This is a genomic window from Streptomyces sp. NBC_01515, assembly GCF_045040345.1.
Classification (GTDB): domain Bacteria; phylum Actinomycetota; class Actinomycetes; order Streptomycetales; family Streptomycetaceae; genus Streptomyces.
Genome location: NZ_CP109416.1, coordinates 2,429,837 through 2,446,025, shown reverse-complemented (window position 1 = coordinate 2,446,025; position 16,189 = coordinate 2,429,837). Strand labels below are relative to the sequence as shown.

Genomic DNA, 16,189 nt, shown 5'->3' with positions numbered 1-16,189 from the left:
AAGGCACACCCCCATGACACGGGTGCTGGTGGTGGAGGACGACCCGCAGCTCGTACGGGCCCTCGTGATCAACATGCAGGCCCGCCGCTACGGCGTCGACGCGGCCCCCGACGGCGCCACCGCGCTGCGGCTCGCGGCGGCGCGGCAGCCGGACGTCGTGATGCTCGACCTCGGGCTGCCCGACATGGACGGCGTCGACGTCATCAAGGCGCTGCGCGGCTGGACCCGGGTCCCGATCCTGGTGCTGTCGGCCCGGCAGGCCTCCGACGAGAAGGTGGCCGCCCTCGACGCGGGCGCCGACGACTACATCACCAAGCCGTTCAGCATGGACGAACTCCTCGCCCGGCTACGGGCGGCGGTCCGCCGTGTCGAGGACGTGCCGCTCGCCCCGACGACCACCCTCGTCACCACCGACGACTTCACCATCGACCTGCTCGCCAAGAAGGCCACCCGCGGCGGACACGACATCCGGCTCACCCCCACCGAGTGGCATCTGCTGGAGATCCTGGTCACCAACCCCGGCCGCCTGATCACGCAGAAGTACCTGTTGCAGGAGGTGTGGGGGGTGACCCAGAGCAACAAGACCAACTATCTCCGGGTCTACATGGCCCAGTTGAGAAGGAAGTTGGAGGGGGACCCGTCGAGCCCCCGCTATCTGATCACCGAGCCCGGCATGGGCTACCGCTTCGAAGGATGACATGGGACGCGGCAAGCTCCGGATCTACCTCGGCGCGGCACCGGGCGTCGGCAAGACGTACGCGATGCTGTCCGAGGCGCACCGGCGAACCGAGCGGGGCACCGACTGCGTGGTCGCCTTCGTGGAACACCACAGCAGACCGCGCACCGAGGTGATGCTGCACGGCCTGGAGGAGATCCCGCGCCGTGAACTCGCCTACCGGGACACGCGGTTCACCGAGATGGACGTCGACGCGGTCCTCGCCCGCCACCCCGAGGTCGCCCTCGTCGACGAGCTGCCGCACACCAACATCCCCGGCTCCCGCAACGCCAAGCGCTGGCAGGACATCGAGGAGCTGCTGGCGGCCGGCATCGACGTGGTCTCGACCGTCAACATCCAACACCTGGAATCCCTGGGCGACATCGTCGAGTCCATCACCGGCGTACGGCAACAGGAGACCGTCCCGGACGAGGTCGTCCGCCGCGCCGACCAGATCGAGCTGGTCGACATGTCACCGCCCGCGCTACGGCGCCGGATGGCCCACGGCAACATCTACAAACCGGACAAGGTCGACGCGGCCCTCTCCAACTACTTCCGGCCCGGAAACCTCACCGCCCTCAGGGAGTTGGCGCTGCTCTGGCTCGCCGACCGGGTCGACGCCTACCTCCAGGAGTACCGCAGCGAACACCGGGTCTCGGCGATCTGGGGCTCGCGCGAACGGATCGTCGTAGGGCTGACCGGCGGTCCGGAGGGCCGCACGCTGATCCGCCGGGCCGCGCGCCTCGCCGAAAAGGGCGCGGGCGGTGAGGTGTTGGCGGTCTACATCTCCCGCAGCGACGGACTGACCTCCGCCTCACCGAAGGAACTCGCCCAACAGCGCACCCTGGCCGAGGACTTGGGCGGCACCTTCCACCACGTCGTCGGCGAGGACATACCTGCGGCACTGCTGGACTTCGCGCGCGGTGTGAACGCCACTCAGATCGTCCTCGGCGTCTCCCGCCGCAAGGGCTGGCAGTACGTCTTCGGGCCCGGCGTCGGCTCGACGGTCGCCCGCGAGTCCGGCCCCGATCTCGACGTCCACCTCATCACCCACGACGAGGCGGGCAAGGGACGCGGACTGCCCGTGAACCGGGGCACGCGGCTCGGGCGGGCCCGGATCGGCTGGGGCTGGCTGGCCGGAATCGGCGGACCGCTGCTGCTGACCTGGCTGTTGAGCGGCGTCGCCCCCGAAGTCGGCCTGGCCAACGACATGTTGCTCTACCTGACCCTGACCGTGGCGGCGGCCCTGCTCGGCGGACTCTTCCCCGCACTGGCCTCGGCGGCGGTCGGATCGCTGCTCCTGAACTGGTACTTCACCCCGCCCGTGCACACCTTCACCATCGCCGACCCCAAGAACATCGTCGCCATCGCGATCTTCGTGGCCGTCGCGGTGTCGGTCGCGTCGGTGGTCGACCTGGCGGCCCGCCGCACCCACCAGGCGGCCCGGCTGCGCGCCGAGTCGGAGATCCTCTCCTTCCTCGCGGGCAACGTACTGCGCGGCGAGACCAGCCTCGAAGCGCTCCTGGAACGGGTCCGGGAGACCTTCGGCATGGAGTCCGCCGCCCTGCTGGAGCGCGCGAGCGACGTCGAACCCTGGACCTGCGCGGGCAGCGTGGGCCCCCGCCCCTGCCGGAACCCGGAGGACGCGGACGTCGACGTACCGGTCGGCGACCACATGGCCCTCGCCCTCTCCGGCCGGGTCCTGCCCGCCGAGGACCGCCGCGTCCTGGCGGCCTTCGCAGCGCAGGCCGCCGTGGTCCTCGACCGCCGCCGCCTTCGCGAAGAGGCCGACCAGGCACGGGCGTTGGCGGAAGGCAACCGCATCCGCACGGCACTCCTGGCGGCCGTGAGCCACGACCTGCGCACGCCACTCGCCGGTATCAAGGCGGCCGTGTCCTCGCTCCGCTCCGAGGACGTCGCCTGGTCGGACGAGGACCAGGCCGAGCTGCTGGCCGGCATCGAGGACGGCGCCGACCGACTCGACAACCTCGTCGGGAACCTCCTCGACATGTCCCGCCTCCAGACCGGCACGGTCACCCCGATCATCCGCGAGGCGGACCTCGACGAGGTGATCCCGATGGCGCTGGGCGGGGTCCCCGAGGACAGCGTCGAACTCGACATCCCCGAGAGCCTGCCCATGGTCCCCGTCGACCAGGGCCTGCTGGAACGCGCCGTCGCCAACATCGTCGAGAACGCGGTGAAGTACAGCCCGGAGCGAACTCCCGTACTGGTCAAGGCGAGTGCCATCGCCGACCGCGTCGAGATCCGGGTCGTCGACCGCGGCCCCGGCGTCCCCGACGAGGCCAAGAACCGCATCTTCGAACCCTTCCAGCGCTACGGCGACGCCCCGCGCGGCGCCGGGGTGGGCCTCGGCCTCGCCGTCGCCCGCGGCTTCACCGAGGCCCTCGGCGGCACGCTGAGCGCCGAGGACACCCCCGGCGGCGGCCTCACGATGGTCCTCAGCCTCCACCTCGCCCCGGCACCCGCCCTTGCCCCCGCCGAAGGTTCCACCTACAGTCCGGCTCCGTAATATTCGACATACGGCCCGAAACTTTCGAGACCGGGTCGTGCGAAGAGGCGGGGACACATGCGGACCTACGACAACCCGGTCATCGGCGGCTTCCATCCCGACCCCAGCGTGTGCCGGGTCGGCGAGGACTACTACCTCGCGTGCTCCAGCTTCGAGTACTTCCCCGGGGTCCCGCTCTTCCACAGCCGGGACCTGGTGCACTGGCGCCAGCTCGGCAACGTCCTTGACCGGCCGGGGCAGTTGGACCTTCCGGACGACACCCCCGCCTCGGCCGGCATCTACGCCCCGACCCTCCGCCACCACGACGGCCGCTTCTACCTGATCACCACCGACGTGCGCGGCAAGGGCACCTTCCTTGTCACCGCCGACCGCCCCGAGGGCCCCTGGTCCGACCCGGTCCTCGTCGACGTGCCCGGCATCGACCCCGACCTGGCCTGGGACGAGGACGGCACCTGCTGGTGCGCCGTCGCCGGGGTGACGGTGTCCCGCATCGACCCGGCGACCGGCAAGGTCCTGGAGGGCCCGCTCCCGATCTGGTCCGGCACCGGACTCCAGCACCCCGAGGCCCCGCACCTCTACCGCGTCGGCGACTGGTGGTACCTGATGATCGCCGAGGGCGGCACCGCGGACGGCCACAGCGTCTCCATCGCCCGCGCCCGCTCCCCGCGCGGCCCCTACGAACCGGCCCCCGCCAATCCGGTCCTCTCCCACCGCAGCACCGACCTCCCCATCCAGAGCACCGGCCACGCCGACCTGGTCACCGCCCCCGACGGCACCTGGTGGATGGTCCTGCTCGGCACCCGGCCCCGGGGCTGGTTCCCCGGCTTCCACGTGCTCGGTCGCGAGACGTTCCTGACCCCGGTGGAGTGGGTGGACGGCTGGCCTCGGGTCGGCCCGGTACAGGAGCAGCACCCGGCGCCGGAGGCCTGGCACCCCTTCCAACTCCCGCCGGTACGCGACGACTTCGACGCCCCGACCCTCGCCCACGCCTGGATCTCCCCGCGCGGCAGGCCGGACGGCAGCTGGTCGCTGACCGAGCGCCCGGGCTGGCTGACCCTCGACGCGAAGTCGGGCCCCGTGTTCCTCGCCCGCAGGCAGCAGCACCCCGACTGCCGCGCGTCCGTGCGGATCGACCCCGGCTCCGGCCGCGCCGGCCTCTCCGTCCGGATGGACGAGGCGCATCACTACGACATCGAGGTCGCGGGGGGAGTGGTGAGCGTGGTCGCGCGGATCGGCCCGGTACGGCAGCGGGTCGCCGAGTGTCCGGTGGCGCCGGGCCCGGTCGTCCTGACCGTCGGCATCACCGCGACGGACGCCGAGACGCGAGCCCCCGACACCCTCGCCTTCTCCGTGGAGGGCCCTGAAGGCGCCGTAGAACTGGCCGAGTTGGACGGACGTTATCTGTCCACGCAAGTGGCAGGGGGATTCACCGGACGGGTGATCGGTATGTACGTCACTGAGGGGGAAGCGGCCTTCGACTGGTTCGACTACCAGGAGGCACTCCGATAGCGGCCGATTACACGGGGTGACCGACCCCGGAAATGCGTCGGGGCCGGTGCGCACCTCATGTGTGCGGCCGGCCCCTCATGTCCCTGAAATGCTCAAACGGGAAATGCTCAAGCGGCTGTCACCACTTGGCGGTGTGGGGCGATGATCTGCCCGTCGGGCAGGAGCTCACCGGTGTCCTCGAACAGGAGAACGCCGTTGCACAGCAGGCTCCAGCCCTGTTCCGGGTGGTGCGCCATGAGGCGGGCGGATTCCCGGTCGGCGGATTCGGCTGTGGGACACGGTGGCTGGTGCTTGCACATTGGTGGGATCTCTCGCTCTGTTGTGGTCATGTCCGTCCCCCGTGGTGTTGAGTCGGTCCGAACCCAGTGTTGCCCTATGGACGTCGATCCGCAGGGATTTAGCAGCACCGCTTCTCACAGGTTCATGACGCATCACCCGCGCGGACGGTTCATCCCAATTCCCGGCTCGTACGAGCTTTTTCGTGCTCGGACGAGCGTTACGAGCGTGAAAGGGCCGGAAACGCGATCGTACCCCGCTGCCGGGAATTCGGCGGCGGGGTACGGGGGTGACGGCGGGGGAAAGTCAGGCGGGCGAACTGAGCAGCGGCGCGGGAGTCACCCGATGGGTCAGCATCGGCAGCAACTCGGCGACCCGGTGCGGACGATGGGCCGCGATGCCGGGCGGTGCCGGGGCCAGCGGGACCAGCAGATCGGATGCGACGGGGCGGCCGCCGGCGCCGTCCTCGGTGAGGTCGCCGTGCAGCCAGAGGGTGAGCATGTAGAGACCGGGCACGGAGAGGAGGCGCGGCTGGTAGGCGGCCTTCATGTTCTCGGCCTGGCGCAGCGCCCGCTCGGTGGAGGCGATGTAGGGGCCCTCGAAGAAGTGCGAGAACGCCCAGCCGTCCGGGGTCAGCATGGTCTCGGCGGCGGCGACCGCGCGGTCCCCGCAGCGGATCAGGAAACGCCATCCGGCCAGCCGGGTGACGGCCGTCCCGTCCGCGGACACACGGTCCAACACATGCAGGGGCAAAGGGAGTTCGGGTGTGGCCGGTCCCTGGGCCGCGCGCAGGGACGGGGTCTTGGCCTCGCGGACCGCGGTGGGGGAACCGAGTGCCGTGAGAACGGAGCGCAGGGCGGGCGCGGGAGCCGGGGGGACATGCAGCGGCATGGTGGGTCGCCTCTCATTCGACAGGCACTGATGGCGCGAGGGCGGGGCGGGGGCGGACGGCGCTGTCAGCTCTCGGGGTCAGGGAGGCCGGGCCGGGTTCTGTGAACATGGGTACGGCCTGCCGCACGTCACCTAGACGGCAGGTTCCAGGACCGGGGCGCCAACCTTCTGCCTTGTTCGCGGAGTTTATACGACACGGGTTCAGACGATGTTTCGTCTAACCGTTTCCCGTATGAACAACAAGGACCTATTAGGCCAGCGATTCACGGGAATCATCCCGGTTCCGAACGGGCCCTACGGCGATGACCTCGGGATATGTCACCGATGGGGTCGGCCAATTCTCGTCGGCGTTTTTCACGAGGTTCTCATTGTCCGGGAACTGCTCGCTGCCGCATGCCTCGTGAATGTGCCGCGGGTCACGTTCGACCAGAGTAGCGGGCGCCGGGCCGGTCCGGGGACGTTACCGATCGCCAGGTCTGGGCATCATCCTTCCTGACCCGGGGACGAGTGGGACGAGGAGGTGACGCATCGTGGGGGAGAAGGTCGTTTCGGGAGGATCGTTCGAGCTCGCCGACCGTCAGCGCTACCGCGCCAAGCTGCGGCGCTGTCTGACGGGGCTGGAGCGGCTGCTGGCCGAGAAGCGGTTCGACCGCCCCAGGAACCTCATGGGGCTGGAGATCGAACTGAACCTCGTCGGCTCCGACGGCATGCCGAGAATGCTGAATGGAGAGGTGCTCGAACGCATCGCGAGCCGAGATTTCCAAACAGAACTCGCCATGTTCAATCTGGAAGTCAACATTGCCCCACACCGATTGGAGGGCCGGGTATTCGACCGGCTCGCCGAGGAGATCCGTACGTCACTGGCATATGCCCACCGGAAAGCGGGCGAGGTCGACGCCGGAATACTGATGATCGGCATTCTGCCGACGCTCGACCGGGACGACCTGGTCTCCTCGAACCTCTCCGCGGTCGACCGCTACACCCTGCTCAACGACCAGATCGTGGCGGCTCGCGGCGAGGATTTCGTCCTCGACATCGAGGGCGTCGAGCACCTCACCTGTACCTCGGGCTCCATCGCGCCCGAAGCCGCCTGCACCTCCGTGCAGCTGCACCTCCAGGTCACCCCGGACCGCTTCGCCGACGTGTGGAACGCGGCCCAGGCCGTCGCCGCCGTGCAGGTCGCCGTGGGCGCCAACTCGCCCTTCCTGTTCGGCCGCGAGCTGTGGCACGAGTCCCGGCCCCCGCTGTTCCAGCAGGCCACCGACACCCGCCCGCCCGAACTCCAGGCCCAGGGCGTCCGCCCCCGCACCTGGTTCGGCGAGCGCTGGGTCACCTCGGCGTACGACCTCTTCGAGGAGAACCTGCGCTTCTTCCCGCCCCTGCTCCCGATCCACGACGACGAGGAGCCCCTCGACGTCCTCGACACGGGCGGCATCCCCACCCTCGCCGAACTCGTCCTGCACAACGGCACGGTGTACCGCTGGAACCGCCCGGTCTACGGCATCGCCGACGGTGTCCCGCACCTGCGCGTCGAGAACCGCGTCCTGCCGGCCGGCCCCACCGTCACCGACGTCATCGCCAACACCGCGTTCTACTACGGCGTCGTCCGCGCCCTCGCCGAGGAGTCGCGGCCGGTGTGGACCCGGCTGCCCTTCGAGGCCGCCGCCGCCAACTTCGACACCGCGTGCCGCCACGGCATCGACGCCCGCCTCCTCTGGCCCCGGCGCGGACGCCTGGGCGGCACCACCGAGATCGACGCGGTGGCCCTCGTACGCGACGAACTGCTGCCGCTCGCGGAGGCCGGCCTGGACGCGTGGGGGGTCGAACCGGCCGACCGGGACCTGTACTTGGGCGTGATCGACGAGCGCTGCCGCCGTCGCGCGAATGGTGCGACCTGGCAGTCCGCCACGTTCCACCGCGCCCTGGAGCAGGGGCTCACGAGGGAAGCCGCGCTGGCGGCAACTACCCGCCGCTACAGCGAGTTGATGCATCTCGGGGAGCCGGTCCACACGTGGCCGGTGGGGTTGCCGGAGCCGGTGCCGCTGGGGTGAGGTGTGGAGGTGGGGTGAGGTGTGGGGGTGGGGGTGAGGTGTGGGGGTGGGGTGAACTGGCTCTGTTTCAGCCCGCGTTGGCCGATGCGCCCGACGCGCCCGCCGCCACGATGGCCTGGAGGATCACCGACTGGATCTGGGCCGGGTCGGTCACCTCGTGGCCCGAGCCGCCGGTCGCCTCCGCGATCTGGCGGGCCTCCTCCTATTCGGCCTCCGGGCCCACCCCGATCATGATGAGCGGCACCGGCCGCTCAGGGCTGGCGAGTTGCCGCAACTGCTTGATGAGCGTGGAGCGGGAGATGCTGCCCGGGTCCTGGTTGACCCCGTCGGTCAGGATGACCAGCGCGTTGAACTTCCCCTTCGCGTAGGAGGACGTGGCCGCCTTGTACGCGGCGAGCGTCGTGTCGTAGAGCCCGGTCGCGCCGTTCCGCACCGGCTTCAGGGAGCCGAACGCCGCTGACAGGGCGTCCCGTTGGGTGCCGTCGCCCGTGCGGTCGCCGAGCCGCTCGGTCGGCACCAGGACGCGGTAGTCCTTGTCGCCGTCGAGCTTCGTCGAGAACTCCCACAGCCCGATCTCGTCCTCGGGCGTGAACGTGGCCAGCGCCTGCAACAGCGAGGCCTTCGTGACATCCATCCGCGACTGCCCGGTCCCCGGCACCGACTCCGCCATCGAGGCGGACGCGTCGACGACCGTGGTGATCCGCGCGCTCTGCACCGTGATCGTCCAGGTGCCCAGGGCCTCTTGGAGCGCCGCGTCGGAGGCCGGCTCGGGCGCGGCCACGGCGTACGGCTGCGGACTGCTGCCACCGGCCTTGGCGACCACGGCCTTCGGCGCGGCATCGTCGTCCGTGCGGAAGCCGTACTTCTCCATCAGCTTCTGCTGCGCGGGCTGGCTCAGATAGGTCATGAACCGGATCGCGGCCCGGCTCTGGTCCGTGGTCAGCCGCTCCTGGTCGACCAGGTTGTACGGGTAGTCGAGCCGCGGGGAGCCGTCCTTCGGGTAGAAGAGATCCAGGCTCCCGTCGCTGTCCGCCGACGCGTTGTACGCGAACGCCGACTGCTCGCTGAGGACCAGCGCCTGGTTGCGCTTCGGGTTGCCCTGCTCGGTGCCGGACGCGTTGCGCGGCAGGGTGTCCAGGACCTGGCTGTCGGTGTCCGAGGTCCGCTGCGACAGCGTCTTCATCATCGCCGCCGCCTGGGTGGCCCCGCCCTTGACCTTGGCGGCGGCCGTACTCAACTGCGTGAGCGCTAACAGTCCCGTCGCGCTGCGCGCCGGGTCGGCCGCGCCCAGCCGCAGCGAGTCGTCCGTCAGGGTGGCACCGGCCAGGTCCAGCCAGCTGTACGTCTTCCGCGGCCACCCGAGCGACTTCGCGGCGGCCGGGACCATCGCCACCCCGACCGGCGTGGAGGCCACGTTGCCCGTGGGAGTGACCTCCGTCGCGTCGCTGTCGGCGGCCGACGAGACCTCGTTCACCCACAGCTCCGAGTCCGGCACCCACACCTGTACGTCCGGGTGCTTGCCCGCCTTGAGCGTGTCCGCGAACTTGTACGACTCCTGGGCGGTCACGGAGATGTTCAGACACTGCCCGTCCGACGTGATGCTCTCGTCGCGGGCCTGTCCGGCCGCCGCGCGCAGGGCGGGAGCCATGTCGGGGGAGGCGGCGAGTTTCAGCCGCACCGTGTCCTTCCGGCAGGACGAACCGAAGGAGAGCAACCCGCTCTGCACCGCCACGGCGGTACCGCCGGCGACGGTCAGCACGAGCACCGTGGCGATGGCCACCGTACGGCGGCGCGCGCGAGGACGGGGGTCGCTGCCGCCCGCGCCGTACTGATCGGGCAAGCTGTGACGTCCCATGACGGTGATGCCCCTCCCTGTTGAACCACGTGCCGGTATGCGGCCGTATGGCAGACATGGGGGAGGTACGCCCCGTACCGCGTCCGTCCCCCCAACGGCCTGTCACGCACGATCTTCGTAAGTTCTTTCGAGACCCTAGCGGGGCGAAGATGGGCATGAGGCGGGATTTCCGAACTGAAGGCAGGTGTGCAGGTGAAGGCAGGGCAGGTGGCCGAATCTTTTCCGCTGGAGCGGCCCACACGGCGGATTCTCCGGTCCGAGGCACTGCTCGTTCTGGGGCTTTCGCTCGGTGTGAGTGGTGTGTCAGCCCTGATCAGTTTTGTCGGATCGGTCACGAAACCGGGTGGTCTCAAGGACCAGGCGGCCACGCTCAACGCCTCGGCCGCGCCGGGTCGTCCGTGGCTCGATCTCGCCTGGCAGTTGTTCGGGATCGCCTCGGCGCTCGTCCCCGTAGCCCTCGTCGCGCACTTCCTCCTGAGGGAGGGCGAGAGCCTGCGCACGATCGGCTTCGACCGCACCCGCCCCTGGCCCGACCTGGGCCGCGGGGCTGCGATCGCGGCGGTCATCGGCAGCACCGGCATCGCTTTCTACCTGTCCGCCCGCGGCCTCGGCTTCAACCTCACGGTGGTGCCGGAGGCGCTGCCCGACGTCTGGTGGAAGTACCCGGTCCTGATCCTCTCCGCGATGCAGAACGCGATCCTCGAAGAAGTGATCGTGGTGGGCTATCTCCTGCGCCGCCTCGGCCAGTTGGGCTGGACGCCGGGCACCGCGCTGGTGGCCAGTTCCGTACTGCGCGGTAGCTACCACCTCTACCAGGGCATCGGCGGCTTCGTCGGCAACATGGTGATGGGCGTGGTGTTCGTCTACCTGTACCGGCGTTGGGGTCGCGTGGGTCCCCTGGTGGTGGCGCATTCCCTGCTCGACATCGGGGCGTTCGTCGGCTACGCGCTGCTGGCTGGGAAGGTGGGCTGGCTGCCGACGGCGTAAGTCGCTTGGGGGGCAGGCGACTTGAGGCTTGAGGTTGGCGGCTTGAGGTTTGCGGTTTGAGGCTCAGGCGAGCAGCTCGCCGTCGATGACCGTGACCGCGCGTCCGGTCAACAGGGTGCGGTCGCCCCGGAGTTCGGTACGGACGCGCCCCGATCGGGCCGAGGCCTGCCACCCGGTGAGGACCGTGCCGCCGAGGCGCTCGGACCAGTAGGGAGCCAGCGCCGTGTGCGCACTCCCGGTGACCGGGTCCTCGTCGATCCCGATGTTCGGGAAGAAGCAGCGGGACACGAAGTCGTAGCCCCGGGTGGGGTCTTCGGCGCGTGCGGTGGCGATGATGCCGCGCTCGGAGGCGGCGGCGAGGGCCTTGAGATCCGGCGTGAGTCCTACGACGGTCTTCTCGTCGGCGAGTTCGACGACGAGGTCGCCGATGTTCGGGCCGGTGTCGAACGCGGTGGGGAGCGTCTCGGCACCCAGGGCCTCGGCGACACCGTCCGGAACCGTCTCGGGGGTGAGCGGGGCGGTCGGGAGGTCGAGCGTGATCGACCCGTCCTCGGCCGGCGTGGCGACGAGTATCCCGCTCCGCGTGGCGAACCGCACGGTCCCTTCGTGGGCGCCGGTGGTGTGCAGGACGTGGGCCGTGGCGAGGGTCGCGTGCCCGCACATCGCCACCTCGGTCGCCGGCGTGAACCACCGCAACGCCCAGTCGGCGTCGCCGCCTTCGGGCAGCCGGTGCGCGAACGCAGTCTCCGCGTGATTCACCTCCGCCGCGATCTTCTGCAGCCGGTCGTCCGCCGGGAAGGCGTCGAGGAGCAGCACCCCGGCCGGGTTGCCGGCGAAGGCGCGGTCGGTGAAGGCGTCGACGATTCGAATCCGCATGGCTCGACGCTAGGCGCTGCGTGGAGCCGCGGGCCAAGGCCAATTCGGGGGAACTGGACCGATTCGGGGGCGGCTATGAGGCTGAGGGGCGTTCCGGTTTCCGGGCCAGGAAGGCGGCGTGCGTCCGCTTCGCGCCCTCGGCCGGTTCCAGGACGAGGCGCGCGGTGAGCATGAGCCCGGCCTGTGCGAGCAGCTCGGCGATCCGGTCCGGCGGGATCAGGTGGGACTCGTAGGACACGGGGTGTCCGCCGTACGCCTGTGTCGGGCGCAGGAGTTGGTCGTCTCCGACGTGGCCGGCCAGCAGCAGGTGGCCGCCGGGGGCGAGTGCGCGGTGGAACTCACCGAAGACGATGGGTAGTTGGTCGGGCGGCGTGTGGTGTGTGGAGTAGTGGGCGAGGATGCCGCCCAACTCGTCGTCCCCGATCGGCGGCGCGGTCATCGAGCCCACGGTGAAGGTCAGGTCCGGGTGGGCGCGGCGGGCCAGTTCGATCATCCTCGGGGAGAGGTCGATGCCGAAGACAGGCACCCCGAGGTCCGCCAGATAGGCCGTGATCTTGCCGGGCCCGCACCCCAGATCCGCCACCGGCCCGAGGTCGGCCGTCCGCACGGTCTCGGCGAACGCGGCCAGCATCGCGCGGGACAGCGGGTCCAACTCGCCCGGTTCCTTGACGAGTTGGACGTAGGCGGTGGCGACGGTGTCGTACGACTTCCGGATCGCGGCGAGGTAGGAGGGCGACTGCTCGGTCACGCCGGTGACTCTAGGGGGCGTCGTCAGAAGGGGCCGGACGGGGTTGCCGGACCGGGCTGTGGGAGGGGGTTGCCGGAATGGGGTTGCCATCCGAACAGTCCCGATATATCGTTGACGCATCGCGACAGATCAACGATGGAATGGAGTGATTGCGATGCGTACCCACGGATACGAGCGTGGACATGGACAGGACGGACCCTCCCGGCGCGGTCGGGGTGGTCCTGACGGGCGGCGTGGGGCTTTCGGTCCCTTCGGGCCCGGTGGACCTGGTGGGCCCGGCGGCCCCGGCTTCGGACCGGGCTTCGGTCCCGGTCCCTGGGGTGGACGAGGGCGCGGCGGCCCGAGGGGCGGCAGGGCGCGGCGCGGCGACGTACGCGCGTCGATCCTGGCCCTCCTCAAGGACCGGTCGATGCACGGCTACGAGATGATCCAGGAGATCGCCGAGCGCAGCGGCGGCGCGTGGAAGCCGAGCCCCGGCTCGGTCTACCCGACCCTGCAGCTGCTGGAGGACGAGGGCCTGATCGCCAGTGAGTCGGAGGGCGGCAAGAAGCTGTTCGCCCTCACCGAGGCCGGCCGTACCGCGGCCGAAGAGGGCCCGGACGCCCCCTGGGAAGAGGCTTCCCGCGGGGTCGACTGGGAGGCTCTCAGTGAGATCCGCCAGGCCGGCTTCGGTCTGATGGAGGCCTTCGGCCAGGTCTGGAAGACCGGCAGCAAGGAGCAGCGCGAGAAGGCGCTGACCGTCATCAACGACGCCCGCAAGAAGCTGTACCTGATTCTGGCCGACGAGGACTGATGTCCTCCGGGTCGGAAGAGGTGGCAGGCCAAGGCGCCCCGCGGAACTTCCGTGGGGCGCCTTCCCTGTGCGTGTTCCCGTTCCTGCGGTGCCCCGGCGCGTTCCTCAGGCCACCAGCCCGGCCAGTTTGCGCAGCGACTCGTTCAGGGCAGCCGTACCCGAGTCCTTCAGTTTGCCCGCCATCAACGACACCGCCGCACCCGTGAACTCACCGTCGATCCGGACCGTCGTGGCGTCGCCGTCGGGCGTGAGCGTGTAGCGCGTGGCGACGTTCACGGCCATCGGGCCCCTGCCGCGGATGGCGAACACCCGGGCCGGTTCGACCTCCTCGATGGTCCACTCGACCTCGGCCGGGAAGCCCATCAGCTTCATGTTCTCCTGGAAGGTCCCGCCCACCGCGAGCACGTCCGGGCCGCCCTTGGGGAAGTTGGTGTGGGTCGCGTTCCACTCGCCGTACGCGGACCAGTCCGTGAGTTGAGCCCACACCTTCTCGGCCGGGGCCTCGATGCGTGCCTCCGCGCTGATTTCGGCCATGCGACCACCTCTTCGTATCGGGCTACCGTGTCGCGGAACGTAGCCGCAGGGCGCGCAACATTCAATACTGATGAACCGTCAGGAATTGCGTACGGGACGGGAATTGTGTACGCGACCGGAATTGCGTACGGGAGCCGACTTGCCCGGTTCGGCTCCGCGCGGTTCAGCTCACCCGTCGTATGACCGCCGCGTCGAAGAGGTCCCACGCGCGCGGGTGGGCACTTTCGTCGTGGCAGTGCCACGCGTCCCAGAACAGGTCGGCGAGCAGCGCGTCCTCCGGGGCGTACACCCGGTACACGTACTGCCTGCCGTCGACCGCCGGCAATGCCACCAGCCAGCACCTGCTCTCCACGTTCGCGAAAGACGTACGCCGGGTGCGGGGCGGTTGCGCACGGGGCGCGCGGCGGCCGGGCGCGCGCCTCTCGAGGTCAAGGGGCGTGATCTCATCCGTAAGGAGGAGATTCCGCCGCCCCGGGTCCACTCTGTGTGGGATGCCGAAATGCAACCCTCCGGGGATGCCCTCAATGCGGGGGACTGATGGGGTAAGAGTGTGCAACCCCGTATCCCCAGGCAGTCGGCCCGCGAGCAGGGAATCCACCGCGCGGACAACGATGCCAGGCTCAGTGCAGAGCTGGCAGCGGTGGTCGCCGGTGCGCGCCGCCGGGCCCTGCGGGACGGGGACCGCCAGATCGACACGGCCCACCTGCTGCACAGCCTCCTGGAGTCGGACCCCGAAGCGCGCGCCGTCTTCGGTGACGGCCCCCAGATCGCCCGGCTCCTCGGCTACCTCGTCCAGCGCAGCATCGGCTACGGCCTCCGCTGGCAGGGCACGGTCGAGGACTCCGGCGCGATCCCCGTGATCCCCGCGGCGGAAGGCTGGTCACCGCTGGCCGCCGACGCCCTGGAGTACGCCTGCGGGCGTGCCGAACTCCGCGACGGCGCACTGGCCTGCGGCATCGACCTCCTCGCCGCGATCGTCGCGGACCCTGAGTCCCGTGCCGTAGAGGTCCTCCACCGTGCGGGCATCGAGTCCCCCGAGGTGCTGGTCTGGATCGAGGGGCGCTTAGGGGAGTACGTCAGGGGCGCCGAGACGGGCTGCTGACAGTCCACGCCCTGAGACAGGTGTCAACAAGGGTGACGCCCCTGTCATCCCCTGTCATCATGTGCCCGTGCATACGTCTGAGAGCAGTGCGGCCGGAGGTGGTGGCGGCAAGAGTGTCGGGCTGGGCCTGGCGCTCGGGTCCGCGTTGGCCTTCGGGGGATCCGGGGTCGCGGCGAAGCCGCTGATCGAGGCGGGGCTGGACCCGCTGCACGTGGTGTGGCTGCGGGTGGCCGGCGCGGCCCTCGTGATGTTGCCGCTCGCCGTACGGCACCGGGCGCTCGTACGGAGCCGTCCCGCGCTGCTCCTCGGGTTCGGGCTGCTCGCCGTGGCCGGTGTCCAGGCCTGCTACTTCGCCGCGATCTCCCGCATACCCGTAGGGGTCGCCCTGCTCGTGGAGTACCTCGCACCCGCGCTCGTGCTCGGCTGGGTGCGGTTCGTGCAGCGGCGCCCGGTCACCCGTGCCGCCGCGCTCGGCGTCGTCCTCGCGGCCGGCGGGCTCGCCTGTGTCGTCGAGGTGTGGGCGGGCCTGAGCTTCGACGCCGTGGGACTGCTGCTCGCGCTCGCCGCCGCCTGCTGCCAGGTCGGCTACTTCGTCCTGTCCGACCAGGGCGGCGACGCCGGCGACGAGGCCCCCGACCCGCTCGGCGTGATCGCCTACGGCCTCCTCGTCGGCACCCTCGTCCTGACCGCCGTGGCCCGCCCCTGGACCATGAACTGGTCGATCCTCGCGGGCGACGCCCACATGAACGGCACCCCGGTCCCGGCCGCCCTCCTGCTCGCCTGGATCGTCCTGATCGCCACGGTCCTGGCGTACGTCACCGGAGTCGTCTCCGTCCGCCGCCTCTCCCCGCAGGTAGCGGGTGTCGTGGCCTGCCTCGAAGCGGTCATCGCGACCGGCCTCGCCTGGATCCTCCTCGGCGAACACCTTTCCGCACCGCAGATCATCGGGGGAGCGGTGGTCCTGCTGGGCGCCTTCATCGCCCAGTCCTCCGCACCCACGAAGGGCTCCGCGAAACCGGTGGCCGGCGGCGGCCCGGAACGAGAGCCGGCCACCCGGGAGACGACGGCCTGAGCGCGTCGTACGACCGGTCGCCCCACCGCCCCACCGCCCGCCACATCGGCACCTGCGGCCTACCGCCCCGACGCCCGCCGCGATCGGCCTACCGTCCCGGGCGCTCCCCGCGATCGGGCCGCCGCCTAACGCGTGCGAGCCTGCCGTTTGCGCGCTCCCCGCGATCGGCACGCCACCTAATTCCTGCGGGCCTGCCGCCCACCGCGACCGGCCGTCGCCTGTCGGCTCGCCGCCCACGGCCTGCCGTCTT

The 16,189-nt window shown here is 70.4% G+C and carries 14 protein-coding genes and 1 pseudogene; 8 read left to right on the top strand and 7 right to left on the bottom strand.

The features are described from left to right. The first annotated feature begins 13 nt into the window (after positions 1–13). Genes OG407_RS10730 through OG407_RS10720 form a run of 3 tightly spaced genes read left to right on the top strand, consistent with a single transcriptional unit; the run spans position 14 to position 4,754 of the window. Positions 14–697: a response regulator gene (locus OG407_RS10730; protein ID WP_405857232.1), complete on the top strand. Its 684-nt coding sequence runs from the start codon at positions 14–16 to the stop codon at positions 695–697. 1 nt (position 698) lies between these two features. Further along, the gene (locus tag OG407_RS10725; protein ID WP_405857230.1) at positions 699–3,245 is read left to right on the top strand and encodes a DUF4118 domain-containing protein; all 2,547 of its coding nucleotides are present in this window, start codon (positions 699–701) and stop codon (positions 3,243–3,245) included. 57 nt (positions 3,246–3,302) lie between these two features. Continuing rightward, the gene (locus tag OG407_RS10720; RefSeq protein ID WP_405857228.1) at positions 3,303–4,754 is read left to right on the top strand and encodes a glycoside hydrolase family 43 protein; all 1,452 of its coding nucleotides are present in this window, start codon (positions 3,303–3,305) and stop codon (positions 4,752–4,754) included. A 107-nt stretch (positions 4,755–4,861) separates the two neighbouring features. Here the strand turns inward: OG407_RS10720 and OG407_RS10715 are convergent, their stop codons facing one another. Together OG407_RS10715 and OG407_RS10710 are read right to left on the bottom strand one after the other, a co-directional pair. Continuing rightward, the gene (locus OG407_RS10715) at positions 4,862–5,053 is read right to left on the bottom strand and encodes a DUF5999 family protein (RefSeq protein ID WP_033283380.1); all 192 of its coding nucleotides are present in this window, start codon (positions 5,051–5,053) and stop codon (positions 4,862–4,864) included. A 283-nt stretch (positions 5,054–5,336) separates the two neighbouring features. Further along, entirely contained in the window at positions 5,337–5,921 is a 585-nt protein-coding gene (locus OG407_RS10710) for a hypothetical protein (RefSeq protein ID WP_405857227.1), read from the bottom strand. Positions 5,922–6,451: 530 nt separating this feature from the next. Here OG407_RS10710 and OG407_RS10705 point away from each other — a divergent pair. Next, positions 6,452–7,972, top strand: coding sequence for a glutamate-cysteine ligase family protein (locus OG407_RS10705; protein WP_405857225.1), 1,521 nt, complete (start codon positions 6,452–6,454; stop codon positions 7,970–7,972). 67 nt (positions 7,973–8,039) lie between these two features. Here the strand turns inward: OG407_RS10705 and OG407_RS10700 are convergent. Continuing rightward, positions 8,040–9,827 (bottom strand): annotated as a pseudogene (locus OG407_RS10700) (substrate-binding and VWA domain-containing protein). 186 nt (positions 9,828–10,013) lie between these two features. Between OG407_RS10700 and OG407_RS10695 the strand changes: the two are divergent. Beyond that, positions 10,014–10,814, top strand: coding sequence for a CPBP family intramembrane glutamic endopeptidase (locus tag OG407_RS10695; RefSeq protein WP_405857223.1), 801 nt, complete (start codon positions 10,014–10,016; stop codon positions 10,812–10,814). Between the two features lie 63 nt (positions 10,815–10,877). Here the strand turns inward: OG407_RS10695 and OG407_RS10690 are convergent, their stop codons facing one another. Beyond that, positions 10,878–11,690, bottom strand: a complete 813-nt coding sequence (locus tag OG407_RS10690) for a PhzF family phenazine biosynthesis protein (RefSeq protein WP_405857221.1) — start codon at positions 11,688–11,690, stop codon at positions 10,878–10,880. Positions 11,691–11,763: 73 nt separating this feature from the next. Further along, positions 11,764–12,438, bottom strand: a complete 675-nt coding sequence (locus OG407_RS10685) for a class I SAM-dependent methyltransferase (protein WP_405857219.1) — start codon at positions 12,436–12,438, stop codon at positions 11,764–11,766. Positions 12,439–12,592: 154 nt separating this feature from the next. Here OG407_RS10685 and OG407_RS10680 point away from each other — a divergent pair, with 154 nt between their 5' ends. Continuing rightward, positions 12,593–13,231 carry a PadR family transcriptional regulator gene (locus OG407_RS10680; protein ID WP_403596961.1) on the top strand — a complete coding sequence of 213 codons (639 nt, stop codon included), beginning with the start codon at positions 12,593–12,595 and terminating at the stop codon, positions 13,229–13,231. Between the two features lie 105 nt (positions 13,232–13,336). Here OG407_RS10680 and OG407_RS10675 read toward each other — a convergent pair whose 3' ends face one another. Together OG407_RS10675 and OG407_RS10670 are read right to left on the bottom strand one after the other, a co-directional pair. Then, complete coding sequence (locus OG407_RS10675; RefSeq protein WP_405857217.1) at positions 13,337–13,765, bottom strand: SRPBCC family protein; 429 nt, start codon at positions 13,763–13,765, stop codon at positions 13,337–13,339. A 163-nt stretch (positions 13,766–13,928) separates the two neighbouring features. Further along, positions 13,929–14,096 carry a hypothetical protein gene (locus OG407_RS10670; RefSeq protein ID WP_106971117.1) on the bottom strand — a complete coding sequence of 56 codons (168 nt, stop codon included), beginning with the start codon at positions 14,094–14,096 and terminating at the stop codon, positions 13,929–13,931. Positions 14,097–14,315: 219 nt separating this feature from the next. On the opposite strand from OG407_RS10670, the gene OG407_RS10665 reads away from it, so the two are divergent. After that, positions 14,316–14,867, top strand: coding sequence for a Clp protease N-terminal domain-containing protein (locus OG407_RS10665; RefSeq protein ID WP_405857215.1), 552 nt, complete (start codon positions 14,316–14,318; stop codon positions 14,865–14,867). Positions 14,868–14,928: 61 nt separating this feature from the next. Next, a complete protein-coding gene (locus OG407_RS10660) occupies positions 14,929–15,939 on the top strand; it encodes an EamA family transporter (RefSeq protein ID WP_405857213.1) in 1,011 nt (336 codons plus the stop codon). Positions 15,940–16,189: the final 250 nt, after the last annotated feature.